Annotated in this window: 17 protein-coding genes and 2 pseudogenes; 4 read left to right on the top strand and 15 right to left on the bottom strand. The window is 38.5% G+C overall.

Annotated elements, in window-relative coordinates:
- Positions 1–433 precede the first annotated feature (433 nt).
- The 8 genes from Q1B07_RS13550 to Q1B07_RS13515 form a co-directional block, all read right to left on the bottom strand.
- On the bottom strand, positions 434–1,072 hold the full coding sequence (locus tag Q1B07_RS13550; RefSeq protein WP_299090991.1) for a VTT domain-containing protein: 639 nt from the start codon (positions 1,070–1,072) through the stop codon (positions 434–436).
- 150 nt (positions 1,073–1,222) lie between these two features.
- Complete coding sequence (locus Q1B07_RS13545; RefSeq protein ID WP_299090993.1) at positions 1,223–1,462, bottom strand: hypothetical protein; 240 nt, start codon at positions 1,460–1,462, stop codon at positions 1,223–1,225.
- 494 nt (positions 1,463–1,956) lie between these two features.
- Positions 1,957–2,379: a M50 family metallopeptidase gene (locus tag Q1B07_RS13540; protein WP_299090995.1), complete on the bottom strand. Its 423-nt coding sequence runs from the start codon at positions 2,377–2,379 to the stop codon at positions 1,957–1,959.
- Between the two features lie 81 nt (positions 2,380–2,460).
- Positions 2,461–3,141 (bottom strand): PspA/IM30 family protein, encoded by a 681-nt coding sequence (locus Q1B07_RS13535; RefSeq protein ID WP_299090997.1) that lies wholly within the window; start codon positions 3,139–3,141, stop codon positions 2,461–2,463.
- 1 nt (position 3,142) lies between these two features.
- Positions 3,143–3,544, bottom strand: a complete 402-nt coding sequence (locus Q1B07_RS13530) for a hypothetical protein (RefSeq protein WP_299090998.1) — start codon at positions 3,542–3,544, stop codon at positions 3,143–3,145.
- 212 nt (positions 3,545–3,756) lie between these two features.
- The gene (locus tag Q1B07_RS13525; RefSeq protein ID WP_299091026.1) at positions 3,757–5,172 is read right to left on the bottom strand and encodes a sugar porter family MFS transporter; all 1,416 of its coding nucleotides are present in this window, start codon (positions 5,170–5,172) and stop codon (positions 3,757–3,759) included.
- Positions 5,173–5,461: 289 nt separating this feature from the next.
- Positions 5,462–6,364, bottom strand: coding sequence for a sugar phosphate isomerase/epimerase (locus Q1B07_RS13520; RefSeq protein ID WP_299091000.1), 903 nt, complete (start codon positions 6,362–6,364; stop codon positions 5,462–5,464).
- On the bottom strand, positions 6,354–7,505 hold the full coding sequence (locus tag Q1B07_RS13515) for a Gfo/Idh/MocA family oxidoreductase (RefSeq protein ID WP_299091001.1): 1,152 nt from the start codon (positions 7,503–7,505) through the stop codon (positions 6,354–6,356). Before Q1B07_RS13515 ends, Q1B07_RS13520 begins: the two co-directional genes overlap by 11 nt.
- A 150-nt stretch (positions 7,506–7,655) precedes the next feature.
- On the opposite strand from Q1B07_RS13515, the gene Q1B07_RS13510 reads away from it, so the two are divergent.
- Positions 7,656–8,483, top strand: coding sequence for an AraC family transcriptional regulator (locus Q1B07_RS13510; protein ID WP_299091029.1), 828 nt, complete (start codon positions 7,656–7,658; stop codon positions 8,481–8,483).
- A 200-nt stretch (positions 8,484–8,683) separates the two neighbouring features.
- Here the strand turns inward: Q1B07_RS13510 and Q1B07_RS13505 are convergent.
- Positions 8,684–9,092: pseudogene (locus Q1B07_RS13505) on the bottom strand (Lrp/AsnC family transcriptional regulator).
- A gap of 117 nt (positions 9,093–9,209) precedes the next feature.
- On the opposite strand from Q1B07_RS13505, the gene Q1B07_RS13500 reads away from it, so the two are divergent.
- Together Q1B07_RS13500 and Q1B07_RS13495 are read left to right on the top strand one after the other, a co-directional pair.
- A complete protein-coding gene (locus Q1B07_RS13500; protein ID WP_299091003.1) occupies positions 9,210–9,971 on the top strand; it encodes an MBL fold metallo-hydrolase in 762 nt (253 codons plus the stop codon).
- Between the two features lie 214 nt (positions 9,972–10,185).
- Complete coding sequence (locus tag Q1B07_RS13495) at positions 10,186–11,499, top strand: MFS transporter (protein WP_299091005.1); 1,314 nt, start codon at positions 10,186–10,188, stop codon at positions 11,497–11,499.
- A gap of 466 nt (positions 11,500–11,965) precedes the next feature.
- Here the strand turns inward: Q1B07_RS13495 and Q1B07_RS13490 are convergent, their stop codons facing one another.
- The 5 genes and pseudogenes from Q1B07_RS13490 to Q1B07_RS13470 form a co-directional block, all read right to left on the bottom strand.
- Entirely contained in the window at positions 11,966–13,216 is a 1,251-nt protein-coding gene (locus Q1B07_RS13490; RefSeq protein ID WP_299091007.1) for a malic enzyme-like NAD(P)-binding protein, read from the bottom strand.
- A 199-nt stretch (positions 13,217–13,415) separates the two neighbouring features.
- Positions 13,416–13,577 carry a hypothetical protein gene (locus Q1B07_RS13485; protein WP_299091009.1) on the bottom strand — a complete coding sequence of 54 codons (162 nt, stop codon included), beginning with the start codon at positions 13,575–13,577 and terminating at the stop codon, positions 13,416–13,418.
- A 153-nt stretch (positions 13,578–13,730) separates the two neighbouring features.
- Positions 13,731–14,254: pseudogene (locus Q1B07_RS13480) on the bottom strand (acyl-CoA thioesterase).
- A gap of 147 nt (positions 14,255–14,401) precedes the next feature.
- The gene (gene odhB / locus Q1B07_RS13475; RefSeq protein ID WP_299091011.1) at positions 14,402–15,649 is read right to left on the bottom strand and encodes a 2-oxoglutarate dehydrogenase complex dihydrolipoyllysine-residue succinyltransferase; all 1,248 of its coding nucleotides are present in this window, start codon (positions 15,647–15,649) and stop codon (positions 14,402–14,404) included.
- A gap of 89 nt (positions 15,650–15,738) precedes the next feature.
- Positions 15,739–18,612 (bottom strand): 2-oxoglutarate dehydrogenase E1 component, encoded by a 2,874-nt coding sequence (locus Q1B07_RS13470; RefSeq protein WP_299091014.1) that lies wholly within the window; start codon positions 18,610–18,612, stop codon positions 15,739–15,741.
- 152 nt (positions 18,613–18,764) lie between these two features.
- On the opposite strand from Q1B07_RS13470, the gene Q1B07_RS13465 reads away from it, so the two are divergent.
- Positions 18,765–19,649, top strand: a complete 885-nt coding sequence (locus Q1B07_RS13465) for a LysR family transcriptional regulator (protein ID WP_299091016.1) — start codon at positions 18,765–18,767, stop codon at positions 19,647–19,649.
- A 403-nt stretch (positions 19,650–20,052) separates the two neighbouring features.
- On the opposite strand, the gene Q1B07_RS13460 is transcribed toward Q1B07_RS13465, so the two are convergent.
- Positions 20,053–21,768, bottom strand: coding sequence for an adenine deaminase C-terminal domain-containing protein (locus Q1B07_RS13460; RefSeq protein ID WP_299091019.1), 1,716 nt, complete (start codon positions 21,766–21,768; stop codon positions 20,053–20,055).
- Positions 21,769–21,866 lie beyond the last annotated feature (98 nt).

Genomic DNA, 21,866 nt, shown 5'->3' with positions numbered 1-21,866 from the left:
GTTTTACCCTGCAGGAAAAGTCTTTAAACAAAAAACCTGTAAATAAAATAACTTCTACCAGATTAATAGAAAGTTTATTGGTTCATTATTTTCATTTTTTCGTATCGGGTTAAAACATAAAAGTCTTCGGAATTCATTAAATAGAAGACTTTGGGATGTAATATAATAAATAAATTAGGTTGCATCTGATTCTGATGAGCACTTTTACGCCTTTATCTAGTTATTCATCCTACCCTACTTTGCAATGCTCAATACTTTTAAGAGTCGAGAGAAATATATAGAAAATACATCCCTGATTAACATATTGCTAATTCTAGGAAATAAGCCAAATAGCCAAACCCGGTATTGGTCCAAGGGTTTGGCGTTTGTTCATTTTTTATTGTTTACGCAGGAATTTAATAATAATCCGTTACTTGCCAAAATGACTTTATCGTTACTCAACAGCAATCTTTGACTTTTCTTTAAGCCACCATCTATAAATAAACAAAACAATTAGAATAAATCCTATATAAATGATTAAAACTTGCAGAAAAGATTGAACTGAAGTAAATAATTGATTTCCTAACAAGGCATAGACAATCATTGCTGGAACTTGACCAATAGCAGTTGCAAAAAAATATACTCTAAACGAAATAGAGCTTAGACCAGAATAAATATTGATTACGAGGGGAGGGATAATATAAATGATTCGAGCCAATAATACAGCAAAAAAAGGATTGCGATTAATCGTTGTATTTAAATTATCAAATTTATTAAAACGACTTACAAACTTTTTAAATTCAGCAATAAAAAAATAACGTGAAAGAACAAAAAAGATGATTGCTCCACCTACAGAGCCAAACCAGTTTATAATACTTCCAATCATGATCCCATATTTCGCTCCCATCATTCCAGCAAATACTGAAAATGGAAAGATAGGGAATACACTTAAAACGATAGATAGAAAAAACATTAAAGGAATTTGGGATAAATCACTGTCATTTAGCCAATTTAATAAAAAATCTCTATAATAAATGGCTGTAAGGAGGATAATCCCATATATGATTGCAAAAATTAAACCTTTTTTCATCATTGTGATCCTCCATTGTCAAGACTATAAACAAAGTATTTACTAAAATAGAAATAATAATACTGAATGGTTTTCTAAAAAAGCGATCAGTCATGGATCATACACCAAGTTAAAATACGACTAAAAAAGACAACCGTAAGTAATCGATTGCCTTTAGGTTCTTAATTTATTCGTAATACTATCGAAATAATTTATTCCTTTTTCCGTTACTTCAACATTTAATACATTTCCAAAATTGACTTGTCTAATTAAGCCTTCTTTCTTCATGTCTCCGCATATCTTTGCGAAGTCTTCTGGTGTAACCTCGCAAGCGTCTGCGGAAGTGACCTTGCCGTCTAAAAGCGATGATAAAATCGCTGCTTTCCCGTTTATAACATATAAATCTTCGTTCATTCACACACCTCCACAACTCCATTATCGGTTGGAGGAGGCCAAGATATACATGCTACTTTAATTACTCGTTGTTATGAAAAGCTTGAATCGGCCCTTCCCAACCATCTCGTTGAATTTCCTTATAATTGTCATTTGTATATTCGTAACAAGGGGGGAATACCTTTTATTTTTAGCTTAAAATAGCGAAAATCTCCGCAAAGTAATACAGTTTAACGCTTGTTCATTTTGTTAATATAAACTTATAATATTTTTCACAATAAAATATCCAGTATAAACAGATTGTCCAAGAAGAACTGCCCCCAGCATCATAGCGGGGATTAATCTGACCCTAGCAAGAAATCCTGACATAGCAGGGTTTTTTCGTTTCAAAAGGATATGCTTGCACAATTGAATTCCGTTAAGAATCGATTGGATAAGGATGAAGGATGATAGAAGGATACTTATATGCATAATCGCGATATCATACCTGAAATAAATAGGCATAGCTAATAAACTCACAAATGACAATGCCCAGAGGATCCCCATACATTTCGTATCCAAAGTAAAATAGCCATCCCTATCAATCCAATAAACAGAAAGAGAATATACTCATAGTTTTGCATTGACACTAAATAAAATAACCCAATAGCCGTAAGTGATTCTCCCGTATATCCAGCATATGTGATAAGTGTATGCTTAAATAAGGAATGATCACTGTTTGTGATCCGGTTTGCTTCATCATTATTCAGCTTAATCCTATAAGACAATCCCCTAGCTAACAAGGCTCGAATGACCTCACGGAGGAGAGTATTGCAAAGAGAAAAATACACTCTTATATAAGGAATATGGGATACAATCAATGCAGTAAGCAGATAAACAAGAATAGGAAATGGATGATTTAAATTTAGATTTAAATCTAGATATTGATACAGATTCATGATCATTCTCCTTTCTTTTATAGATTAAGAAAAAGAAGCACCTAAGCATATCGTGCTGGTGCTTTCTTTCCAGTATTCATCCTATTTCGCCTTTGACTGGCTCTCGTTTTCACTCTTTAGCATGTCGAGCACTCTATTTAGCTCTTCTTCATTCACATAGTTTCTGAACGCAGCATCGTGCTGTGCCAACGGATGAGAAAATTGGCTGCCAGCTTGTACTTCTGCTTCCATTAATAAAATTCGTTCTTCTGCCCGGGCAACCCCTCTTGCAAGATGATCAGTTTGGAAGGAAGCCGTTGTATTTTGAATTTGTTTAATAGATTGAGCCACATTCGCTCGCGATGCCAATAAAACTTTCTTATGCTGCAGCTCATAATAGATTTCTTGCAGCTCACTTACTTTTTCCTTTAGAAGTTGTGTTTGTGCTTGGATCGCTTCATATTGCTGCTGATAAAGGCTGAGTTGCTTTTCGTGATGTAATTTTTCTTGAATAGCCAGCTTCGCGATTGAATCCTCTTTATGCTCGACAGCCAGCTTCGCCTGTCGAGTTCTTTTTTCTACTAAACTTTTTGTTTCAAGGATAAGCGCAGCTTGTTTGTTTTCTACAAACATCTGCCGTGAAAGGGCCTTTTGGGCATTTGCCATTTCTTTTTCCATTTCTCTGGAATACTCATTCAACATGGCAATTGGATCTTCTATCCCATCTAGCAGTTGATTAATATCAGCCTTTGCAATTGTTTTTATTCTCTTAAAAATACCCATCTTACTCATTCTCCTTTTTCGTTGTTACATTTTTTTCCCACTGATCTAAAAAGCTCTCATTTTTGTTCATGATCGGTTGACGTGGACTCATGAAAGATGTATCAATAAACTGTTTCATCGAAGAAGCCTTCGCTTTCTTTCTAAGCATTTTCACTAAAAGAAGCAAAATAGCGATTCCGATGATCAAAAATAGCAAAATGCTCAACCAAGGAAATCCTCCATGATAAGGTCCATTCATCATGTGATGTCCATCGAAGCCTCCTCGCGGCCCCATTCCGCCTGGACCATGTCCATGAGGGCCGCCTGCCAGCGCACGATCCCCCCCAAATAGAAAGTAGACTCCTAACACCATTGGAGTGATGATTGTCCCCCAAAAAAGCGATTTTTTGACTTTAAAACTCATCGTTTTCTTTCCTCCTTTCGTTATCATTGGTTGTAGTTTAGTAGAGTTTGGTGAAAACTTGGTGAAAAGGAAAAGATTTTATAAAAATAGAAAACGTTATACATTTTGGGAAGAAAAAAAGATACCATCGGTCATAGACCAATTGGTATCCTGTGCAACAATATTACGAGATTGATATGGCTTATTTTTTCTATCTAATCGTATTTGTTAAATTATCCACTTATTTTTCGAATTGGTTCGGTTTCATTTCTGAAGTAACGCTCGACTTCTTCTAAACTCAACCCTTTTGTTTCCGGTAAATAATTTATAATAAACACAAGACCCAAAATACCAAACCCTGCAAAAATGAAAAATGTCATAGAGATGCCTACACTATTCATTAAAACCGGAAAGAAAAGACCTACAAAAAAGTTCATCATCCAGAGACAAAAAACGGCTGCACCCATACCTAAGCCCCTTAACCGCATTGGGAATATTTCAGCCAATGTCAGCCACGTCAGAGGGCCAATCGATCCTTGATAAAACGCTAAAAACATGACAGTCATAGAAAGAACAAGATATGGAAGCCATTCGGAACCATCAAACACAATGGAAAATATGCCTATTAACACTAATGCCGTTGTTGTTCCTGCTAAGCCGGTAATAAACATTGGCCGTCTGCCGACTTTCCCTAACAGATAAAGTCCTACCAAACATGCCAATACAGATATCACTCCATTTGCAATATTGGCAATTAAAGCTACTTCTGTCTCGAAACCAGAATTTTGTAAAATTTGCGTTCCATAATACATAATAGAATTCACGCCTGTTAATTGAGAAATCGCGCCAATTCCAATTCCGAGCAATACAATGTTTCGAATCCATTTTATATTTAAATCTTTTAACGAAGCCTGTGTTTGTTTGGATTCTAGTAAAATCGTCTTTTTGACTTCTTCTAATTCAGCAGAGGCCTGTTTTGTCTCCCTCACCTTTTTAAACACATCCAATGCGTCACGGTCTCTTCCTTTTGCCGCAAGCCATCTTGGACTTTCAGGCATAAACAACATGCCGACTCCTAATACCACTGCCGGAATAGCTGCAATAAATAACATGCCGACTCCTAATACCACTGCCGGAATAGCTGCAATAAATAACATATAACGCCAAATATGGCTTGTGTCTCCAAACATATTTCCAAGAAATGCGTTAAACAGAAAAGCCAAAAATTGCCCTGTCACAATCATTAATTCATTTTGGGTTACGAGTCTCCCTCTTTTTTCTGCAGGTGCCATTTCTGCTAAAAATGTTGGAACTGTAACAGACGCTCCACCGACTGCTACCCCTAAAATAAATCTGCTTATAATCATTGTTATAAAATTCGGGGCTAAGCTGCAACCAATTGTTGCTATGATAAATACAACCGATAGTTGTAAGATTGTTTTACGCCTTCCTTGAAAGTCTGATAATCTGCCAACGAATAATGCACCGAATGCTGCCCCTAATAATAAAGAGCTCGCTACAAAACCTTCTCCCAGCGGGCTTAAGTCAAGTTGCCCCGGCTGCGACATATATGGCAATGCTCCATTTATGACACCTGTATCATACCCAAATAATAATCCGCCAAAAGTGGCGATGGTTACCACTAACATTAAATATTTTCTTGAGGATTGATTTTCTTCTTCGTTTGAATACGCTTTCAAAACTACAACCCCTCTCTAGGTTATTCGATTATTCATCTGCCTTTTTCTTTTCTAGAATGTTCTTTTTGGTTAGAAGCGAATTTATGCAGTGTATACATCATGATTGTCCAAACTATACAATACACCGCATAAATTCGAATGTGGCTTTTCACTAAAATGAATGTGAGAAAAGGATTGGCAATAAAATTAAGTTATCAAATCCAGCTTAAAAAATAACCGGTTTTTTAACAACTAATCTTCATGACTTGCTCATATTCATCGTTTGACTTAACACCCCATCTAAATACTCCTTTGTTCGTTTAGCAATTGGATATGGTTTATCAGAAGGTGCCGGGTACATATCTTGTTCTACAACTACCCAACCTGCATAACGAATGTCAGCCAATACCTGAAAGAATGCTTTCATATCAACAACACCTAACTCCGGTTCGCACATGACATCTCTCTTAACAGCCTCTGCAAACGACCAGTTATTTGCTTGCATCATCTTTTTCACTTCCATATCACAGCTTTTAATATGCAAGTAAGGAATGCGATCATGGTGTTTTTTCATAAAAGCAACTGGATCTCCATCACAGTAAGCATGATGGCCAGTATCCAGGCAAAGATTGATATCTGTATCTTTTAATAAGCGTTCTATTTGTTCTTCTGTTTCTATATGACTTTGTGCATGGGGGTGAAACACAACTTCAAGATCATAGTCTTCCTTTGCAACTTTTCGAATACGATTTACATTCTCAATAAAATGCTTCCACTGCTGTTCGTTCAGCTCAACAGGTCGCAAGATCTCACCAGTAAATAAGTCTGTATAGCAATCATCAATTAATACAACATATGGAGCAGTATCAAATTGCACTTGCAGCTCTGCCATCATATGAAGCTGCTCGATCATATTTTCTGTTTTTTCAACTGACATCAAATCGCCTACTAAAGTCGTGGCTACTAATTGAAGGTTTCGCGAATCTAATTCATGTTTTAACGTCTTATAATCATTAGGCAAATACCCCCATGGCCCTAATTCGATCCCTTCATAGCCAGCTTGCGCCATTTCATCAAGGCATGTCTTCCAATTGATTTGCTTTTCATCTTGTGGAAACCAAACACCCCAGGAATCAGGGGCAGTACCAATTTTAATTGCCAACGTTAACTCCTCCTTCAGTCTTCACATTAACCCAAATATTGCTCTTAGCTGACTCTAGCAACGCTTTCACTGTTGCATCAACTTTTGCTGCAAAAGCAAAATCACATGTATAAGCAGCACCTTGAGTAACAGCTTTCAACAATTTGTGTGCTTCTATCACCTTCATATCGTTATAACCAATTGCAATTCCAGCAGCCGGCTGAAAAGCACTGTAGCCTTCATGCCCTTCGTTTAAAAACACCCTTCTAAATCCTCTATCAAAAGGATCATCAGAGGTAAAATAGACGTGAACCTCATTCATATCCTCAAGTGAATAATACACACTTCCTTTTGTACCCTGAATCTCATAGGTTAAATAGTTCTTTCTTCCAGCGGAAACCCGACTGCAAGATATGGTACCTATTGCTCCGCTATCATACTGAGCGATTGACAGTAAAACGTCTTCATTTTCAACCGTTCCATGTTCAAGTGACCCATTTGTTTTTGGTCTAGTTTTAATAAATGTTTTTGATGTAGATTGAACAGATTTTATATCTCCCATTAAACACTGTGACAAACTTAGTAAATGGGAACCAAGATCCCCTAATGCACCTGATCCTGAATATTTGTTGATATGGCGCCATGATAGTGGAATTTCAGGGTTAAGCAAGCTATCTTGATCATAGGTGCCATTAAATCGAATGATTTCTCCCAGTTTCCCGGAATCAATTAACCCTTTAATGTAGGCTGATGCTGGATTAACGACATTATTATAGCCGACATAGTTGACTACGCCTTTCTTTTTCGCCAGCTCCGCCAATTCATATGATTGTTCAAACGTAAGCGTTAAAGGTTTTTCGCAATACACATGTTTCCCATTTTCTAACGCAGCCTTCGCAACTTCATAATGAAAGGCATTCGGTGTGGCAATATCAACGATATCTACATGGGGATCTGTTACAACATCGAGCCAATTTGTCGTTGATCGCTTGAAACCTAGAGTATTTTTTGCCTTTTCAACAACCTCTATATTGACATCTGCAATGATTTCAAAGACCGGCTTTCCATTACGGCTTCCAAAAACCATTGCCGCTTGATGAAATGATGAAACATGGGCTTTTCCCATCCAACCTGCTCCTACCAAACCAATTCGTACATCCATCTTTTTTATTCCCCCTATTAAAAGTTTAATTTAATACTATAGATTAAAGAAAACGTTGTCATCAGTGATTCTTGCTGTTATATTGTAAATAATTGCTCTTTCCAACCAAACATAGCATGAACGGAAATAAAAGAGGTGATAGCTTTGAAAATGAACGAAAAAGGTATTTTACCTCATTCAGAAATGCGCTTTTATCAACCAAGCGACTTCGCGTATAAGGCCTTATACCATTTAATTTATAGCGGAACCTTTTATACAAATAGTGATTATCATGTAAATCGTAACAACTGGAACAGTTTTTTATTTCTATATGTAGAAGACGGAAAAATGATTGTGAAGTTTGAAAACAAGGAGTATTGCGCCACAAAAGGCGAATTTATTTTTCTTAACTGCTATAAACCTCATATCTATTACTCAGAAGGAAATAGTACGTTTAAATGGGTTCACTTTGCAGGAAATGCCAGCCGTGCCTATTTCGATCAGATTTTTTCAAAGCATGGGTGTGTTTTCCCCACTATTCAAAACAACCTAAAAATACTTTTGAGCCAGCTTCTTGAAAACGCAGAAAAAAAACAGAATGACGAAGAACATATATCTATTTTAATCAGTAAGACTCTTTACGAATTAAACAAAATTGCCTTCAAGCAGCAAGATCAAATGAATACTGTTGTGACGAAAGCCATTTCTTTTATTGAAGCCAATTTTAGTAAAGAACTTACTTTGGAGGATATTTCATCACATGTCAATTTAAGTCCATATTACTTCTTAAGACTATTTAAAAAATCTACTAATGTAACACCAATTCAATACATAATTCGGCACCGATTAAATCATGCCAAACATTTATTGCAAAATACCGACTCTTCAATTAAAAGCATTGCATTCACCTGTGGATTTCAAAGCGAAACACATTTTATTAATTCTTTTAAAAAAGCAAATGGTCTGCCTCCAAATAAGTTTCGTAATATTACATTTTAGAAGAATAAGCTTACATTTTTAGCAATGCAAAAAAGTCAGGACCTCTAAAAACAATATCAAGTTGTTTTTAGAGGTCCTGACTATGTTACCAGTTTTATTTGATTAGGTTACATTTATTTTCTAATCATAATGTATCATATTAAAATAGATATTCTAAGTTAAAAGGCAACTAACATTTTCATCAATCTTTAATTGGAGCACTATTTATTAATAACAATCGATAATTTATAGTTTGCATGCTTGTTTAAGTCTACTAAAAATTGATCCAAACGTTCATTAGATGGAAATTTGCATTCGAGAAGATAACAACTATCTCCACTGATTTTATAGTTGTTTATGACGAATTGTTCTTGTGTTTTTATGAAGGAGAGATAAGGTTCATGATGGGTACTTTTTGTATAGATATTAATCAAAGCATGGATAAAACAGCCTAATTTAGCTTTTTACTTTTATGGTATAACCCTCAATGACTCCATTATCCTCTAATTTCGCGACTCTGGACGCTGCTGCTTGTCCAGTCAAGTGGACTTTCTCACCTAATTCTTTCATCGTAATCCGACTGTTTTTGGATAACTCATCCAAGATCCGCATATCTGTGTTATCTAACATTTAGTCAACTCCTTTCATTAATCAAGCGAAACGGCCAAAAGACTTGATTTTATCTATGTAAATGGTATTCGGACATAGTATAAACTATACGCAAATGAAAGAAAAGGAGTTGTAAAAATGAAGATTACACATATTCGAAATGCAACCATCGTTGTTGAATATAAAGGCAAAAAGTTTCTAATCGATCCATTTTTAGCAGATAAGGGAACTTACCCACCTTTTCCTAATTCAGTAAGACAAGATCAACATAACCCTTTAGTTAGCTTACCAACATCTATTGACGACATTATAAAAAATGTTGATGCTGTCATTGTCACTCATCTGCATTTAGACCACTTTGATGATGCTGCCAAGGAAGTATTGCCAAAGGAGATCAAAATGTTTGTCCAAAATGATGAAGATGCGAAAGAAGTAAGAAACGCTGGGTTTCTACATGTAGAGGTGCTGCAAGAAGATACAGTCTTTGAAGGGATCCAATTAGTGAAAACAAAAGGTGAACACGGAAGAGGAGAAATCTTAAAACTTGCTGGTATAGTGTGCGGTGTTGTCTTCAAACACCTAAATGAAAAAACGTTATATGTGGCTGGAGATACAGTGTGGTATGATGGAGTTCGAGAAGAGATCAATACACATAAACCAGAAATCATTGTTGTAAATGGCGGTGATAATCAATTCCTACAAGGCGGATCCTTAGTAATGGGGAAAGATGACATCTATGAAGTTCATAAAGCCGCTCCTAATGCCAAAATCATTTCTGTCCATATGGAAGCTGTCAACCATTGGACATTATCACGAGAAGAATTAAAAAGCTTCATTGAGGAAAAAGGAATCTCTTCAAATGTGTTAGTACCAGAGGACGGAGAATCATACTCATTTTAAATAGAGAAAAAAAAGAATTTGATAGTGTGAAAGGTTTTTATGTTTATTTACCTACGCATTTGAAATAACAAGGGGCTCATGATCATGTCGTTGACAATCATGAGCTTCTTCTTAATTATAGGTCTATAGCTGCCCGAAACAGTAATATTCTAGTAGAAGATAGGTAGGAAAGCATGTAAAATCAAAAAAATTATTTTATGAGGAAGTGCCATTTATGATAACTGAAACAGTAGTTACAAAAGGGGTAAAACAGCAGTATGCTTGGCTTCAAGATTATATTGATTCACCTGAAAAGCAAAAACAGCTTTATAAAAGAACGTTAAAAATTGTGATCCTGTCACAAATCTTTGGAGGGGCAGGACTTGCAGCAGGTATCACGGTAGGCGCACTACTTGCACAAGAGATGCTGGGGACTGAAAGTGCAGCAGGGATTCCTGTTGCCTTACTTACTTTAGGCTCTGCAGGGGCCGCACTGCTTGTAGGCAGGCTTTCTCAGCGTTTCGGGCGCAGAGCAGGACTTGCAGCAGGTTTTCTTACTGGCGGACTTGGTGCGATCGGCGTAATAATCGCCGCCTTAATCAACAGCGTCTTTCTTTTATTTGCTTCTCTGCTTTTTTATGGAGCTGGTACCGCCTCAAATCTGCAAGCACGATACGCGGGTACAGACCTGGCGACAGTTAAACAACGGGCAACTGCTGTAAGCATGGCTATGGTTTCGACTACCTTCGGTGCAGTAGCGGGTCCTAACTTGGTGGGTGTTATGGGTGGATTTGCAGATTCTATTGGGATTCCAACTTTGGCTGGTCCCTTTATCTTAGGGGCGGCTGCTTTTATTCTTGCAGGATTGGTTCTCCTCCTATTCCTTCGTCCAGATCCATTGATTGTATCTACAGCCATTGCAAATGCCCAAGAGGAAAACAGTACAGTGCAGGAAAAACCAAATTCGAATAGCTCTCCAATAAGCAAAAGAGGAATTGTAGTCGGCGCTGCAGTTATGGTTTTAACACAATTTGTCATGGCTGCTATTATGACAATGACACCGATACACATGGGACACCATGGCCATGGTTTGAGAGAAGTGGGATTGGTTATAGGCTTTCATATAGGTGCCATGTACTTTCCTTCCCTTGTTACAGGCCTATTAGTAGATAAAGTCGGCCGTACTGCGATGGCAGTTGCATCTGGTTCTACGCTTCTGGCCTCTGGTATACTGGCAGCTTTTGCTCCAGGAGACTCAATGATACTACTTATCTGTGCACTAGTACTGCTTGGCGCTGGCTGGAATTTTGGCTTAATTAGCGGAACGGCTCTCATTGTCGATGCAACACATCCATCTATTCGTGCAAAAACTCAAGGGTCGGTTGATGTCTTGCTTGCACTATCAGGTGCCTCCGGCGGAGCGTTATCAGGAATGGTCGTCGCTCATTCCAGTTATGCGGTACTATCTCTTTCTGGAGCGATTCTTTCCCTGTTGCTGATACCTGTTGTTGCTTGGTCTCGGAAGGTTCAAAGCAGAGAACTGGTATAATATGTATCTAATTTTAGTTAGATTGGAATAAGTACAAAAAGTTATTCTTTCTTGGAAACTTTCAATATATAGAAGCCATCCACACTTGCGATACCAAGCTGTGGATGGCTTCTGCTTCTATTTGCCTTAATTTAATTCGCTAAAATCAGAAGCACTTGCTGTTTCAGCAACAATCTCATCTGTCCAAGCAAAGAGCTCCTTCAGGTCATAGTCGCCGCCATGTCCTTGATCCCAAGGCATTGCTAAGTCAACATTATACCCGCTGTTCTCTAGTTTCGCCGCCAGAATAGCCGGTATGGTTAGGGATGTAAAAGTAATTGATAAACAAAAGGAATCATACTGAATAAATCACAAAAATCAACCCAGGGAAAGGTGAAGTTGAATTCGCCTTTCCCTGGGTTATATTTCATTTGATTTAGAGATTTGCCTTTGCAGTAAATAATATGTTCCTTTATTTTAACCAGATTTATCCAAAAACAGCTTGTTGTTTTTCTTCTGATAGGGATAATAGACGCTTTTTAATTTCTTCTGCATTTACATGCTTTTGAGCAACACCTGTTTCCATTGCAGCGTTAGCAACGGCTGCCGCTACATAAGGAGCAACTCTGCTGTCAAATGGATCTGGAATGACATAATCGCTATGAAGATCCTTCTCATCAATTAATCCAGCGATTGCATAAACAGCTGCAAGCTTCATTTCTTCATTGATTTCTTTTGCATGAACGTCTAATGCTCCCCGAAAAATACCAGGGAATGCAAGCACATTATTGACCTGGTTGGGAAAATCAGAACGTCCTGTTCCTACTACCAGTGCCCCCGATTCTTTTGCCTCCTGCGGCATAATTTCCGGTACAGGATTCGCCATTGCAAAAATGATTGGATCATGATTCATGGAACGAACCATTTCTTTTGTAATAGCACCTGCTGCTGAGACTCCTACAAATACATCTGCCCCCACAAGTGCATCTGCTAATACCCCTTGTTTTTGTTCTCGGTTAGTAATGCGGGCCATTTCCTCTTTAAATAGGTTCATTCCCACAGGACGACCTTCATAAATGATTCCTTTTGTATCACATAAAACAACATCTTTTGTCCCCATATGAAGAAGCAGCTTAACAATCGCCACCCCTGCAGCACCCGCACCGTTTACGACAAATCGAATATCTTCAATTTTTTTATTCGCTAGCTTTAACGCATTGATTAAACCGGCAGCCGTTACTATTGCAGTACCGTGCTGGTCATCGTGAAAAATCGGAATATTACAAGCTTTTCGTAAGCGATCCTCAATTTCAAAGCATTGTGGTGCCGCAATATCCTCTAAATTAACTCCACCAAACGTTGGCTCCAATAATTTGACAACTTCAACAATTTTATCTGGATCAGTTGTATCCAGACAAATAGGGAAGGCATCCACATCAGCAAATGACTTGAATAATAATGATTTACCTTCCATTACCGGCATAGCGGCTTTCGGGCCAATATTGCCAAGGCCAAGTACAGCTGTTCCGTTCGAGACAACCGCAACAAGATTCCCCTTCATAGTATAATTATACACTTTGCTTTCATCTTCATGTATTTCTATACAAGGCTCTGCTACCCCTGGTGAATAAGCTAGACTTAAATCTTTTGCATTTCGTACAGCCACTTTAGAGTGGACACCAAGCTTTCCTTGATTTTCCTTGTGCATCTTTAATGCTTCTTCACGCAATGTGGACATCTTATGACTCTCCTTCAATTAGTGTAATAGATCATGATTTTATGAGATAAGGACTCTTCGTACATGTTTAAAAGGCAGAACGACTAAACCACTATTTCCTTATATCTGGGCCTAGGGTATCTGAAAAAATACGTTAACTGGAACGAAGAAAACACCTTTGGGTTCAATTTGTTTTCCTCTTATTTACATGGTAAGAATCTTAGACCGTTGCAATTTGAAAACGATGATCATCAAAGTAAATAATTTCGGAAAGAATCTTGCTGCTGCCTTGGATGTTGTCGAACATTTCCCTTGCTTCTTTTTCTGTGTCAAATTCAAACATTGTCATGTTAGCCTTTGAATAGTGAATAATGACCCACACAATAAATTCCCCCATAGATAACGTTTCATGATTTCCTATAAAAGATAGATCAGTAATTCATAAACCAGCAGTATATTCTTTATTTATCATTCCAAATTTATTGTCATCATGATGATTCAAAACCAAACTGAATTCTGTACCTTAGCCAAACCACTACATGATATGTAAATCCCATGGCTGATTTGTTGTTAAAAACGCAGCTAGTTCCTTACTTTTTTGTTTTCTTTCTTTACGCATCCTTGCTCGCTCTGGCGCGGTTTCATGTAACTTTTTCTCTTCTTCTGTTTCGGGAATTACTTGTGGAACACGTGTTGGACGTTTTGTTCATCAAGTGCGACAAATGTTAAGAGGGCAGTCGCTGCCATTTTACGCTTACCGCTTTTTAAGTCTTCTGCGATAATTTTCACAAATACTTCCATTGACGATGTGCCTGTCCATGTCACATAGGATTCGAAACAGACTGAATCTGTAGGTTGAACAGGGTGTAAAAAATCAACTGAATCAGTGGAAGCCGTTACACATTCTTTCCGGCTATGGCGCGCTGCGGAAATGGAAGCAATTTGGTCCACATCACTCATTAATTTTCCGCCAAATAACGTATTATGATTATTTACATCGTTTGGGAATACACGACTTGTTCGTATCACACGTGATTCTTTACAATATTTTGCTTCCATACCTACATCCCCTTAAAACATATCAATCTATTGACGCTGTTGATTACCCCACTCATGACCTGGGGCTTTGAAAACTTATTTTAGCTTCTCTATTAGAACCAAGTGCTCCTTACAGAGAAGCTATATCACAATCATTTTATTTAACTTTTATCCTTCTAATAATAAAGACTCCGGATCCTCCAACAGCTCTTTGATCATAGCCAGGAAGCTAACAGCTTCTTTGCCATCGACAATGCGATGATCATATGAAAGAGCAATATACATCATTGGACGGTTTTCTATTCGATCATGATCGATAGCGACCGGTCTTGTTTGAATCTTATGCATACCGAGAATCCCTACCTGTGGAGCGTTTAGGATCGGTGTTGACATTAATGATCCAAATACTCCGCCATTTGTAATGGTAAATGTACCGCCTTGTAAATCTTTTAAGGAGAGGGCATTGTCTCGTGCTTTTTTGCCGAGATTGCTAATATCTCTTTCAATTTCAGCGAAACTTTTTTGATTCGCATCACGGACAACCGGTACAACTAATCCTTCAGGAGCTGCTACTGCGATTCCAATATCATAAAATTTCTTAATAACAAGCTCATCACCTTGAATTTCGGCATTCAAAAGCGGGTATTTCTTTAAAGCTGCGACAACGGCTTTCGTAAAGAACGACATGAATCCTAGGCGAACATCATGTTTTTCAAAAAAGGCATCTTTCCGTTTTTTTCGTAACTCCATAACGGCAGTCATATCGACTTCGTTAAATGTCGTTAACATCGCAGCAGTATGCTGGACTTCAACGAGACGTTTGGCAATGGTTTGACGACGGCGGGACATTTTTATACGTTCCATCGGTTTGTCGTTCTCGTGATCTGCCTGTTTAGCGGCTGGCTTGGAACTTGCCTTTTCTACTTGTGGCTCTTCCTTTGCAACAGGTGTCTGCGTGTGTGCTTTTACATCGTGCGGTCTGATTCTTCCAAGTGGATCCCTGCTGACTACTTGATTTAAATCAATTCCTAGTTCTCTTGCCAGTTTTCTTGCCGACGGAGAAGCAATCGGTTGGGCTGCTTTTGGAAGTTCTGCTGCTGGAGGGGTACTCGCAGGCTGAACCTCATCCGTTAACGATTTTTCCGGAGCTGCTGGAACAGCTGGCGCTTCGCCTTCTGCAACTTTGTCTTCTAAAATGGCGATTACATCCCCTACCTCTACTGTATCTCCAGGCTCCTTAAGTACTTTAGTTACGACACCTGAGTATTCTGTGTTTACTTCTAAATTGACTTTGTCTGTTTCAAGTTCTACTACACTATCACCTTTGGACACTTTATCACCAATCGTAACTAGCCATTCTAAAATAGTTCCCTCTGTAATGGATTCTGCTAGATCTGGTACTTTGATTTCAAACATGTGATTTCTCCTCCCGGCCTTTTTGTCTTCATAGTTTAATAATGTGTTAACCAGTCTCCGTCTCGCTTGTGATGGTTAGTTTATAACATTTATATTCCTTGTTTTTGTGTATCTACTATACTTTCAATTGTCAACGTTTGTTGGACAATGCGTTCTTGTTCTTTTTTATGAACTAGCGGGTCACCGCCTGCTGGGCTGGAACGATCTGGACGTCCAATGTACCCTACTTTTAAGCTGCCAGAAGCAAGCTCAAAAAGCTTTGGTGCGATATAATGCCATGCTCCCATATTTTTCGGTTCTTCTTGCACCCAGACTATTTCTTCTAGGTTCAGATACCGCTTTAAGATTGCTTTTACTTTTTCTTTTGGAAATGGATACAATTGTTCGATGCGAATGATGTGTATCTCATCCAGGCTTTGATTTTCTTTAGTCGCTTCAATTTCTACTGCCAAATCAATCGCCATTTTACCGGTTGTGAATACTAAACGCTTCACTTTGTTCACTTTAGTTCCAAGCTGAGGCTGTTCCACTACCGTTCGGAAATGACCTTCGCTAAGCTCTTTGCCGACAGAGGCGGTCAGTGGGTGACGCAACAGACTTTTTGGCGTCATAATCACTAACGGTCGAACAAACTCTGTTCCCAAAATAGCTCCCTGACGACGTAAAATATGAAAATATTGGGCTGCACTTGTCAAGTTCGCAACTGTCCAGTTATTTTCAGCTGCCAACTGTAAAAAGCGTTCCGGACGGGCGCTGGAGTGTTCAGGACCTTGCCCTTCATAACCGTGAGGCAACAGGAGGACGAGACCTGATTTTTGCCCCCATTTCGCTCTCGCTGCGGAAATGAATTGATCAAAGAGCGCCTGGGCGGTGTTGGCAAAGTCACCGTATTGCGCTTCCCAAATTACGAGTGTTTCAGGTGCAAACACATTGTAGCCATATTCAAAACCAACAACTCCTGCTTCTGACAGTGGGCTATTGTGAACCGCAAACGAAGCACGAGCTTGCGGGATACGATGCAAAGGTGAAAAGGTTTCGTTTGTTTCAGTGTCATGCAGTACAATGTGACGCTGGGCAAACGTTCCACGCTCCGAATCCTGACCGGTTAGACGAATTGGCGTACCCTCTTTTAGTAACGTTGCGAATGCCAGAGCTTCCGCTACCGCCCATTCTACTTTTCCGTTCTGTTCTAAGGCGTTTTCACGACGTTCCAGAATACGCTTTAATTTTGGATACACATGAAACCCTTCCGGCCATTTCAGTAATGCCTGATTTAATTCGCGAAGAGCATCAAGCGGCACCTTCGTTTCGATACTTGGAATTCCTTTAGCAATAACCCCTGGTACATTTACTTCTGCGACTGGTTCCTCTCGCTTCTTCTCTGACGCTTTTTCATACTCGGCTTGCAAGGTTTCTTGCACGCGGCGATCGATTTGTTGTATTTCTTCTTGATTAAGAGTGCCGTTTGCCTTTAATTGTTCCGCATATAATGCTTTTACGGTTGGATGCTTTGTCACTTTTTTGTAAACCTGCGGCTGGGTGACCGCCGGATCATCCATTTCATTATGTCCAAAGCGTCGATATCCGACTAAATCAATCAAAAAGTCTTTTCGGAAGCGTACCCGGTATTGATAGGCAAGATAGATGGCTGCCAGACAATCTTCCGGGTCATCGGCATTCACGTGTACAACAGGAATTTCGTATCCTTTCGCCAAGTCACTTGCATATCTTGTGAAACGGGAATCATGGCTGTCTGTCGTAAAACCGACCATGTTGTTGGCAATAATATGGATGGTTCCTCCTGTTTGATATCCTTTTAATCCCCCTAAATTCAAGGTTTCGGCAACAATTCCCTGACCAGGAAATGCCGCATCACCGTGGACTAAAATCGCAAACGCTTTTGATGTATCCTGTCTAGGGTAGCCGGCTTGATGGCGTTCTTCTTGAGCGGCTCTAGCAAATCCCTCTACAACCGGATCGACAAATTCAAGATGGCTAGGGTTATTCGCTAAGGTAATGCGGGTACGAACCGAACCAAAACCTTCCATAAATCGGTCTCTGCCTAAATGGTATTTCACATCTCCAGTCCATCCCCCACTAATATCGAGCAAATCTTCTGATGGACCTTGTGGTTTTGCGGAGGAGTGCTGAAATTCAGAGAAAATCTTATGATAAGGTTTTTCCAACACATGAGCCAGGACACTTAAACGTCCGCGGTGGGCCATCCCAATCATGACATTGTGAACGCCATCCGCTGCACCTTCATGAATCGCATCTTCGAGCATCGGCACGAGCATGTCGACTCCTTCAATCGAGAATCGTTTTTGACCAACAAACGTTTTGTGTAAAAACTGTTCAAATCCTTCTACTTCTGCCAGCCGCTCTAACAAGTTTTTACGTTCTTCTTTTGATCGTGCACGTTTTAAAACACCACTTTCCACCATCTGCGTTAACCAAGTTCGTTCTTCCATATTGTGTACATGACCGAACTCGTAGGACAAAGAGCCCGTGTAGACATTCTTTAGTTGGTTTACTGCATCAAGTGCGTTGTGTATCCCTGTTGGAACGTCTGTCAATACCAATTCGGCTGGAATCGCTTTCAAATCTTCCTCACTTAACCCATATTGTTCAGGAGTTGGTAAAGCGGAATCATTCCCATTACTTTCTAACGGGTTAATTCGCGCGCCTAAGTGTCCATATGAACGGATGTTATCAAGCAGTTTTACTGCTTTTATTATTTTTTTCGTATCTGTCAAATCGTTAGGAACAGGACCTGAACTTTTCACGCTTTGTTGTTTTTCTTCCACGAATAAAGGAGGACCCCAACTTACAAATAGCTCCTTTAATTCTGGACTAACGGTGTCAGCATCATTTACATACAACTCATATTGTTCCATTACATAGCCAAGGTTCGGACCATGAAAATTTGCCCAAGGATTTTGTTGATTTTTCTGTATTGTCAATTACAATACCCCCATTGATTTGTATTGTATGATTTGATAAATAAGTATTGATTGCTTACAAATAAGGATAATGCAATAATTGAAATAAATAAAATAGTGAAAAATTATATAGAAATATAAAAAAAAAATATATCGCAAGGATTGTGGAATTGATGGATTATCGTGATTGGGAAATACTGAAGGTTCTTTATAGCCAAAAAAATATAACAAAAGCAGCCAGGCTTTTATTTATTACCCAACCAGCATTAACAAACCGTTTAAAGCATATGCAGGAAGAATTGGGTGTTAAAATCGTAACCCGTGAAAGCAGAGGAGTTCATTTTACTCCTCAAGGAGAATATCTTGTCCAATGTGCGGACGAGGCCCTTGCTCATTATCAAAAAGTCAAAGAAACTGTCCAAAATATGAGCAATAATTCCAGTAATGAAGTTGCGGGGACATTAAAATTGGGTGTATCAAATTTTTTTGCCAATTATGAACTTCCTTATATTTTAAAATTATTTAAAATGCAATATCCCCATGTTGAGTTTAAGGTGATTACAGGATGGAGCAGAGACGTCACTCAACTGATACACAATAAAGATGTTCATATCAGCTTTATTCGCGGGGACTATGGTTGGAGAGGTTTAATGAAACATCTATTATTTGAAGAAACAATATGTATTACCTCAAAGGAAGAAATAGATATTTCGGAACTCCCCCATCTTCCAAAAATCGAATATAAAGGGGATTACTTATTAAAATCAATAGAAGATCATTGGTGGGCTGAAAACTTTGCTCAAGAACCCTTTATTAGTATAGCAGTCGACCAAGTTGATACCTGTAAGCAAATGGTGATCAACGGTTTAGGGTATGGAATCTTGTCCAGCAGGGTACTTACCGGGATTGATGATTTATATAAAATAGACTTAACTGATCAGAATGGAAATCCTATCATGCGAAGAACGTGGATGTATTACCATGAGGAATCGCTGGAATGGAATGTTGTTAATACCTTCGTCAATTTTATTAAAAATTTCGATTGGAAAGAGAAATAAATACTTCCTAAAAACCTTTGTTCATTTTATACAAGGGTTAAATGTATATATTCTTTACTAAGTGTTCTTAAACTTTATAAAATAACCAAGGGAATGGCGAAATTTCAAATTTACCATTCCCTTTCTTGGTTTTCGTTTTTCCTAATTATTCCAACTACACATGATAAACTAATTTCAGGTCGTATGAACTAAACTATTATGTCTTTTGGCATTAAAACCCCTCCGTATGTGTTGATACATATTATTTCGGTATTTTAGAAAAACTTGACTAATCACCCATTCCCAATGGTGAAAGCCTCAATCCATAGCAAATTTTACGATAGCAAAAATGCGAAGAAGAAAAAGTCATACACAAACCTTCTCTTCTTCGCATATTGATCTTCATTCAATAGGCACAGGGTCCCTATACTCCATCAAGTACCAAAGGAACTAATTTCCCTTCATTAACACTAATCAATCCGTAATCAGTTATTTTTAATTCTGGACTGACAGGAAGTGAAAGAGTGGACAAGGACATAATAACATTGTAATGTTTGTACCCTAACGATTTAAGACCATTCGTTAGATGATCGACTTGCTTTGAGATAACATCTAACGGCTCTTCCGAAAGAATTCCACCTACTGGTAATTCTAGCATAGAAAGGATTTTCCCATTTTCTACACAACAGATACCGCCTTGCTTGCGAATGACCTCATTAGCTGCTAGAACCATATCCTGCTTATTATAACCAACAACTAACAGATTGTGATTATCATGAGAATAAGTGGTTGCGATCGCGCCTCGCTTTAAAATGTCTCCGCCAATTAATCCTTGCGCACGGTTGTTGTTTTTGCCGTAGCGTGCAAACGTGGTGATTTGCGCATATTGGCTATTTTCCCAGCATAGCTTACCGTCTTTTACTTCGATCTGATCATGTCTTTCCTCAGTAAATGTCGAACCATCTTGAACGTGCATAATTCGGCAGTTATAGTGATCATCAACGAGTGAAACATTTATCACAAAATCTTTCTCGGTCAGTTCTTCCAGGATTACACTATGATAGAAAGGCGCTGGAAATTTTCCATCCTGTCTTGCTTGAATATAAGGCTTGGATGCATCAAACACAAGCTCTCCTTTTTTATAAACCATCTCAATTTCAAAATCCTTTAAATTTTCGACAAGAAAAAAATCTGCTATTTTACCTGGCGCAATAGCTCCTCGGTCGTACATTCTCATCCGCTGTGCAGGTGTATAAGTGCACGCATAAATCGCTTTTTCTGGCGACATCCCCATCTGGATCGCTTTCTTCAATAGAACATTTAAATGGCCTCTTTTTTGGAAGGAATCAGCCATAACATCATCTGTCACAAAACAAAAATGCTCATCAACTTGCTTTGTATTTAAATAATTCATAACGTCTTTCGTCATTGATTTTTCCTGAATTTCAAGAAACATTCCTGCCGCAATCCGCGCTTCCATTCCTTCTACTGTTTGATGAGTATGATCTGAATTCACTCCTGCGAATGCCACTTTTTGCAAGTCTAAATCAAGCAATTTCGGAACATGGCCCTCAATAATCAGATTTGGATAGTGTGTGCGGATATACTCCAAAATTTGATTCGTTTTCCCATCATGATCTGAAACGATCTCATAGTAATTCATAATCTCGCCAAGACATCTAATATCTTCCGTTTTCAGCAGCTGATCGATATCACTTATTTCAATTGCTCCTCCTGTTGTTTCCATCGTAGTAGCAGGAACAGAACTAGGAATGGCATAAAACATATCGACGACACAATCCTTACTTGCCTTAATCATTTCCGTTACACCTGAAATACCAAACACATTGGCTATCTCATGAGGCTCCGGGACAATCGTTGTTACACCGTTTTTTATTAACCCGTAGGAAAACGTAGACGGTGTCACCATTGTGCTTTCAATATGCAAATGAATATCAATCAAACCGGGAATTAGATACTTTCCGTTACCATCAACGATTTCGTTTGCTTTTAAAGTTTCTGCTCCACGTTTACCAATATATAAAAACTTACCGTCCTTTATCGCTACATTGCCTTTATCAAAGGTTTTAAAATAGCTATTGTAAACATTAGCATTTACGACCAGCATATCAATTTTCAATACTTTCTCCTCCTCTTGCTAGTCCGTATTGTAAAAACTTTTATATTAAAAAAGTTAATAATCTTTGAATTTAAGGGCTTTAAATGCAAAAAACTTGC

The sequence above is a fragment of the uncultured Metabacillus sp. genome (assembly GCF_947503125.1).
Taxonomy (GTDB): Bacteria; Bacillota; Bacilli; order Bacillales; family Bacillaceae; genus Metabacillus.
This window is presented reverse-complemented; position numbering and strand designations above follow the sequence as displayed.

Bases quoted from the DNA above. Each gene is read 5' to 3' on its own strand.
- Q1B07_RS13550 (WP_299090991.1), bottom strand. From the start codon at position 1,072: ATGATGAAAAAAGGTTTAATTTTTGCAATCATATATGGGATTATCCTC.
- Q1B07_RS13545 (WP_299090993.1), bottom strand. From the start codon at position 1,462: ATGAACGAAGATTTATATGTTATAAACGGGAAAGCAGCGATTTTATCA.
- Q1B07_RS13540 (WP_299090995.1), bottom strand. From the start codon at position 2,379: ATGAATCTGTATCAATATCTAGATTTAAATCTAAATTTAAATCATCCA.
- Q1B07_RS13535 (WP_299090997.1), bottom strand. From the start codon at position 3,141: ATGGGTATTTTTAAGAGAATAAAAACAATTGCAAAGGCTGATATTAAT.
- Q1B07_RS13530 (WP_299090998.1), bottom strand. From the start codon at position 3,544: ATGAGTTTTAAAGTCAAAAAATCGCTTTTTTGGGGGACAATCATCACT.
- Q1B07_RS13525 (WP_299091026.1), bottom strand. From the start codon at position 5,172: ATGTTAGTGGTAACCATCGCCACTTTTGGCGGATTATTATTTGGGTAT.
- Q1B07_RS13515 (WP_299091001.1), bottom strand. From the start codon at position 7,505: ATGGATGTACGAATTGGTTTGGTAGGAGCAGGTTGGATGGGAAAAGCC.
- Q1B07_RS13510 (WP_299091029.1), top strand. From the start codon at position 7,656: ATGAACGAAAAAGGTATTTTACCTCATTCAGAAATGCGCTTTTATCAA.
- Q1B07_RS13500 (WP_299091003.1), top strand. From the start codon at position 9,210: ATGAAGATTACACATATTCGAAATGCAACCATCGTTGTTGAATATAAA.
- Q1B07_RS13495 (WP_299091005.1), top strand. From the start codon at position 10,186: ATGATAACTGAAACAGTAGTTACAAAAGGGGTAAAACAGCAGTATGCT.
- Q1B07_RS13490 (WP_299091007.1), bottom strand. From the start codon at position 13,216: ATGTCCACATTGCGTGAAGAAGCATTAAAGATGCACAAGGAAAATCAA.
- odhB (WP_299091011.1), bottom strand. From the start codon at position 15,649: ATGTTTGAAATCAAAGTACCAGATCTAGCAGAATCCATTACAGAGGGA.
- Q1B07_RS13465 (WP_299091016.1), top strand. From the start codon at position 18,765: ATGGATTATCGTGATTGGGAAATACTGAAGGTTCTTTATAGCCAAAAA.